This is a genomic window from Streptomyces sp. NPDC002886 (assembly GCF_042888445.1).
In the GTDB taxonomy this organism is placed as follows: domain Bacteria; phylum Actinomycetota; class Actinomycetes; order Streptomycetales; family Streptomycetaceae; genus Streptomyces.
The window spans coordinates 1-5,822 of record NZ_JBIAPV010000024.1; the positions used below are offsets into that span (position 1 = coordinate 1).

Below are 5,822 nucleotides of genomic sequence, written 5' to 3' on the forward strand. Positions count from 1 at the left end.
TCAAGGAACGGACGCTTCCTTTGTACTCACCCTCTCGGGCTTTCCTCCGGGCGCTTCCTTCGTTCTTGTGTCTCCGACTCTATCAGACTCTTTCGTGTCCGATTCCCAGTCAGCGGGATTCGCTTTCCAGTTCTTCGCTTTCGCGTTTCCCTTTCCGGCGAGACCGACTCTATCAGAAGTTTTCCACCGGATTTCCCGGCTTCAGATTCCTGGATGAGGAGTCGAGGGTGCCCACTCTGAATTGCTTCTTTGGGGGCTGGCTGCCGAACTTGTCCAGTTCCAGGCAACCGTTTGACTCTACATGACGCCCCCTGCAGCGTCAAAATGGGCGCGACACGACGGGCATCCTCGGTGTAGGGACCCCCTACCCGAAGCCCAGCAGCCGGCTCCAACCCTCCACAGCACCAGCTCCACCACACGCCCACAGGACACCCGCGGCTCCCCGGAAGGTGCCGGCGAGGGCGACTGCTGCCCTCCAGCGGTCGAGGTGTTGGCGCTCTTATGGATGTCAGACAGCGGCTGGGGCGGGTCCTGTCAGCCGCCACGGTGTGGCGGGCAGTCCCGGCCGACCCAAATGCGGGTTGCTCAGCCCTGCCAGTGACTCGCGCAGCGATGTCCCCTACCCGGCGACAGGAAGTACCGCCCCGAACGGTGGCCGACAGATCAACCGCAAGGCACCAGGGCCAGCAGTGTCCGCCGGAGGCCGGGGGAGTTTGGCGATCAGCTCGCCGCGGGAGCGTCCGCGGCCCCGATCGTCGAGACGACGAGGACTTCGCCGGCCCGACCGGGCTGGGCAAGCCCTCCACCCCGACGTCCTCCCAGCCCGACGAAGGCAACGAGCTCGCATGCGCACTGAAAAGGACGCTCGCTGGGGAGGGCCTCGCACCACAGTGGCGACGGGCACGACTACACCTGCTCCTGATACACCCTGACCTCCGCCGGCCTGAGTTTGTGGACCGTCGCCCAGGCCGCCCGCTCGGTCATTTCTCGAGCCCACTCCCCGAGATCGGCTCCGGCATCGTGGATGAACCACGAGTGACTATCGGCGTCGGAGTGTCCGGGACGTCGAAGAGCCGCCGGCCACATCGACCTGCCGCTCATCGACAAGGACGTGATCCTGGAGTCGCTCTACGACTCCCTCGGCGTAGGTGACCACGCCGGGCGCCACCGGCTGAGTCGGGCCGCCGACGACGTCCTGTTGACCCGCGCGGCCGACGGCGGGCGAGCCGTACTCGTGAACTGGTGGCACCACGACACCGCACCCGGCCGGCTCCAACAGCTTGACGCCCACCTGGTCCAGGTGTTCTGCGACTGTCCCGCCCCCCGTTACCGCCTTCGTTGCTCCGCAATGGGGCCTCCGGCCTTCGGGTTCGGCATGGCTTCCCCCCTTGTTGTTGATGATCCGGGGGGGGTGTCACCGGGCCCGGAGACGTCGACGGATCGCTGATGACGGGCTTGAGCACCGGCTTACCCGAGTCGGAAGAGCTCTCCGTAACGTGGGTGCGGCAGCTCTGTGCCGAGGCAAGGCCGGACGAAGGCGTGATGGAGGGGCCTGCGTGTGATCGACGGCCTGGACGTCGGCAAGGGCGAACACCACGCCACCGCCTTCACCCCGGCTGGGAAGTAGGCCTTCGACAAGCGGTTACCCAACGCCGAACCCAACCTCCGCGAGCTGTTCGCCAAACTGAAGGCCAAGCACGGAACGGTGCTGGTTGTGGTCGACCAGCCGGCCTCGATCGGGGCCCTGCCGCTGGCCGTCGCGAGGGACATAGGCTGCCCCGTCGCCTACCGTCCGGGCCTCACGATGCGGCGGATCGCCGACCTCTACCCGGGCGAGGCCAAGACCGAGACGGTCGCCGAGCTGGAGATGATCGTCGGGTTCGACGACGACCTGGCCGGCGAAGCGACCAGGGTCGCGAACCGGCTGCACGGCCTGCTCACGCAGATCCATCTATCGTTGCAGCGGGTGCTCGGGCCGCGGTTGCAGCACCCGGCCGTCCTGGCTCCGTTGGAGCGGTTCGGGTCTCCGGCTCAGATCCGCAAGGCTGGCCGACGCCGTCTGGTGACGCTGTTACGGCCGAAGGCGCCGCGGATGACCGAGCGGCTGGTCGAGAAGATCACCGTTCCGGGGACCGAGGCGCCCACGCTGATCGTCCCGAGCCTGGCCGGGTCCCTGACAGCCGTGCTTGACCAGCGGAAACTGCTGGCCGGGCGGATCGAGGAACTGCTGGAGGTCCACCCTCTTTCACAGGTCCTGAGGTCGATGCCGGGAGTCGGCGTCAGGACCGGAGCACGCATCCTGATCGAGGTCGGCGACGGCAGCACCTTCCCGACCGCGGCCACCTCGCCGCCTACGCAGGGCTCGCCCCCGCGCCCCGCAGTACCGGGTCCTCGATCCGCGGCGAACTGCCCTTCAGGAGAGGAAACAAGCAGCTCAAACAGACTTTCTTCCTCTCCGCGTTCGCCGCTCTGGGAGACCCGGCATCGCGGATCTACTACGACAAGAAGGTCGCGCAGGCAAGCACCACACCCAGGCTCTGCTCTGCCTCGCCCGACGACGAACCGACGTGCTTTTCGCGATGCTCCGGGACAGAACCTTCCACGAACCGCAGCCTGTTGGGGCCGGCGCTCCGCAGACTTAGACCATGGTCAGGAGGTGATCCGTGGGGCCGTAGTCGATCTTCCAGTCGGCATAGACCCCCACTGCGCCGTCGTTCTGGCACCGCAGCCCGACGGTCACCCAGCGGACCGACCCGTTGTCGGTCAGGGAGAACGCGACCGCGGTCTCGAACTCCTCGCTCCCGCACGGGCAGCAGGCCTCGCCCGGATCCGCGTCCTCCCAGAACTCCTCGCTATCCGCGATGAACGCGCGGACGCCGCAACCAGCGCACACCCGCTCGGCTCCGCCCTCGACATCGTCAACGAGCACGAAGAACACGCGCCCGCTGCACCCGCCGCAGACGGAAGGAACGATCTTCACCGGACGGCCGTCGGCGGTCTTCCGAAGAAACACCGCGAGATCCGCAGAGAAACCCTCGCCAACCTGATCATCAGCATGCACAGGCGCATCGTTCCAGACGCCCGAATCAGCACCCATCCACCTTGACCAAAGGCATCTGGGCACCCCTCGTCGCCGAACGCTTCCGCACCCGTAGGCGCCATCCAGGCCACCTCGACCAGCACCTCACCGGCGAACAGATCCACGAACGCATCGCCGCCCGGGCATCCCGCCCCGGCCCACTCTCACTGGGCGGCCCTGTGTCGGCGTACACATGAAGATGCTCAGCTTGGTACACGCGAACCTGCACCACTCGTCATGCCGGAGCGCATCCGGTCGGTGGCCCGATGTCCTGGTTCCAAAGTCGCTGTCGAGATGGGTCCATCGGCCGATGCCCGTCCCGACCACCGAGGTGATCATGAAGGTTGTCCGGTCGAGCTGAGGAGGAGCCATGCGTGTGGAGCAGGTGAACTGGGTCGACATCCCCGCCGGGGTGCTACGTCGGGGTACACCCGTCGACGAGGTGACGGCAGTGGCCCGCCGCTATAGGGACACCGGGGTGCCGGTGGAGTGGTACATGAAGGAAGCTCCGCGCGCGGAGATCCACGTCCCGGCGTTCCGGATCGCCCGCACTCCGGTCACGGTCGGCCAGTGGACACGTTTCGCGGCGGCCACAGGGAGCCCGGTCCCACAGACGCCGGCGGACCACCCAGTCGTTGGGGTCGCCTGGGAGACGGCGACGGCCTATTGCCGGTGGCTCGCGGAACGGGTCGGCCTGGATGTACGGCTGCCCACGGAGGACGAGTGGGAGCGCGCCGCGCGGGGCGACGACGGCAGGGAGTTCCCCTGGGGCGAGGAGTACCGTACCGGCCTGGCCAATCTGGTGGACCTCGGCATCGGCGCCACGATGCCGGTCGGCTCGTTTCCCGACGGAGCCAGCCCCTTCGGTGTGCTGGACATGGCGGGTAACACCGACGAGTGGACCTCTACCCTCTACGCTCCCTACCCTGGCGCGCCCACCGAGGTGCCGAGCACCGAGGGCTGGGCCTTCGACCCGCACATCACCCGAGGCGGCGCCTTCCGCCACGACCGGGACCTGGCCCGGTGCGCCCGACGGCACGGCGCCTATGAACCGGATCTTGAAGCGATCGGTGTGGGTTTCCGCCTGGCGGCACCGGCCGCGTAGAACCGGACACCGGGGCCCCGGACCGCAGATCGACGGCACGCACTGAATCCGAATGCGGCCGGCGCCCCGCATCTGCGATAGTCCCGCGCTGTGAATAGTGACGAGCTCGTGGTGCGGCGTGCCATCGGATCCGATGCGGCCGCCATGGCCGAGACCTGGCTGCGTTCCTTCAAGACCGCGTTGCCGACCGTGCGTCTTGCGCACGGCGAAGACGAGGTGCGGGACTGGTTCGCCGCCGTGGTCGTGCCGCACTACGAGACCTGGATAGCAGTTGCCGATGGCACCGTAGCGGGGCTCCTCGTACTCGACGGCGAGGAACTGGAACAGCTCTACCTGGAGCCGTCCTGGCGCAGAAAGGGCCTGGGCGACCGGCTCATCGCCCTGGCCAAGCAGCGGCGGCCGGATCGGCTGGGACTGTGGACGTTCCAGGTCAATGGTCCGGCGCAACGGTTCTACGAGCGACACGGATTCACCGCGGTCGAACGTACCGACGGCCGGCGCAACGAGGAGCACGAGCCCGACGTCCGCTACGTCTGGCACTTCCAGGAGTAAGACGTCTACTTCTTAAGGCACGTGCCGGTTCGAACTGCGCGGGGATGGTGGTGTGGTGTTGTTGACGTGGATCGCCGAGGTGGCGGACGAGCCCCTGCTCTTGGAGCCGGCTGACCGACGGATGGAACGAGAGACCAACACCTGGCGGCTGGGTGCCGACGACGAGGACCGGAGGGCCTCCTCCGTCGCCGAAGTGGTCACCGCCTTCGAGCGGACCGCTGCGGCCCTCCGGGTACGCATTCGAGAACTGTGCTTCCCCGGGCCGGCGACGTTCTACGTGTGGCACGACCAGCAGGCCGGGCAACTCCGGTGCTCCACCTGCTCTCTGTCCCCGGACGCCTTGCCGTTCGGCGGTGCCTACACCGTTTCCGACGACCTGAGTCCGATCGTGGCGGAGTTTCTGGCCGACAGTGAGCCCGGCGTCGTCGCCTGGTCGGACCTGCACGAGGACGCGCGCTGGGAACAGGCCTGCACTGAGCCGGAGAAAGCGCCCCTTCGTGTCTGGGTCAGCCGCGTCGGTGCCGCGTCCCACTGACTGGAGCTGCCCGCTCGGTGAATACGCGGGCCCCCTGCCTCAGCGGAACTCGTGGACCACCTCGATCACACCGACGATGTGATCGTTGAAGTCATCCAACTCCTCTGCGGGAACCCACAGTTCGAGGATCGTCCGCCCGCCGGCCTGCTGGACGGGATAGCGGCTCAAGAACTCCGACTCCACGTCGAATCGGGTAACGAAGCCGACGCCGCTGTGCTTGACGTTCCAGTCCCTCGCGATCTTGATCGCGTAATCCTCGTTGAGGACCGGGTAGAAGATCGGCTGCTCGGGGAGCCGAGGGGGCCAGGCACGCCAGTCGAGCTCGCGGACCAGGTCCAGCTCCTCGGGGCCGGTGGGGCGCCACAGGGTGGTCGTTGCTCGCTGGCTGCTGGTCATGTGAATCGCTCTCTGGATATGGGGAGGCCCGCCGGCACGTGGCACGGCCACTCTCAACACCCCGTAAACGCAGAAAAGCCCCGTACCAGTTCCCTGGTACGGGGCTTTCCACAATGATTGTTCGGCGGCGTCCTACTCTCCCACAGGGTCCCCCC

General features: G+C 67.2%; 5 protein-coding genes and 1 pseudogene. 4 read left to right on the forward strand and 2 right to left on the reverse strand.

From position 1 onward, the window contains the following. Positions 1 to 1,684: 1,684 nt before the first annotated feature. Positions 1,685 to 2,439: pseudogene (locus ACFYYB_RS42070) on the forward strand (transposase); the annotation flags it as partial. A gap of 199 nt (positions 2,440 to 2,638) precedes the next feature. Here ACFYYB_RS42070 and ACFYYB_RS42075 read toward each other — a convergent pair. Beyond that, positions 2,639 to 3,097, reverse strand: coding sequence for a hypothetical protein (locus ACFYYB_RS42075; protein ID WP_389444020.1), 459 nt, complete (start codon positions 3,095 to 3,097; stop codon positions 2,639 to 2,641). 352 nt (positions 3,098 to 3,449) lie between these two features. Here ACFYYB_RS42075 and ACFYYB_RS42080 point away from each other — a divergent pair, with 352 nt between their 5' ends. From ACFYYB_RS42080 to ACFYYB_RS42090, 3 genes are all read left to right on the forward strand, one after another. Then, entirely contained in the window at positions 3,450 to 4,184 is a 735-nt protein-coding gene (locus ACFYYB_RS42080) for a formylglycine-generating enzyme family protein (RefSeq protein WP_389444022.1), read from the forward strand. A 90-nt stretch (positions 4,185 to 4,274) separates the two neighbouring features. Further along, entirely contained in the window at positions 4,275 to 4,736 is a 462-nt protein-coding gene (locus tag ACFYYB_RS42085) for a GNAT family N-acetyltransferase (protein WP_389444024.1), read from the forward strand. A gap of 55 nt (positions 4,737 to 4,791) precedes the next feature. After that, a complete protein-coding gene (locus ACFYYB_RS42090; protein WP_389444028.1) occupies positions 4,792 to 5,271 on the forward strand; it encodes a hypothetical protein in 480 nt (159 codons plus the stop codon). Between the two features lie 39 nt (positions 5,272 to 5,310). Here ACFYYB_RS42090 and ACFYYB_RS42095 read toward each other — a convergent pair whose 3' ends face one another. Beyond that, positions 5,311 to 5,667 carry a hypothetical protein gene (locus ACFYYB_RS42095; protein ID WP_389444026.1) on the reverse strand — a complete coding sequence of 119 codons (357 nt, stop codon included), beginning with the start codon at positions 5,665 to 5,667 and terminating at the stop codon, positions 5,311 to 5,313. Between the last annotated feature and the right edge of the window lie 155 nt (positions 5,668 to 5,822).

Excerpts from the sequence above, each read along its gene's own strand:
- ACFYYB_RS42080 (WP_389444022.1), top strand. The coding sequence starts at position 3,450 with ATGCGTGTGGAGCAGGTGAACTGGGTCGACATCCCCGCCGGGGTGCTA.
- ACFYYB_RS42075 (WP_389444020.1), bottom strand. The coding sequence starts at position 3,097 with ATGGGTGCTGATTCGGGCGTCTGGAACGATGCGCCTGTGCATGCTGAT.
- ACFYYB_RS42095 (WP_389444026.1), bottom strand. The coding sequence starts at position 5,667 with ATGACCAGCAGCCAGCGAGCAACGACCACCCTGTGGCGCCCCACCGGC.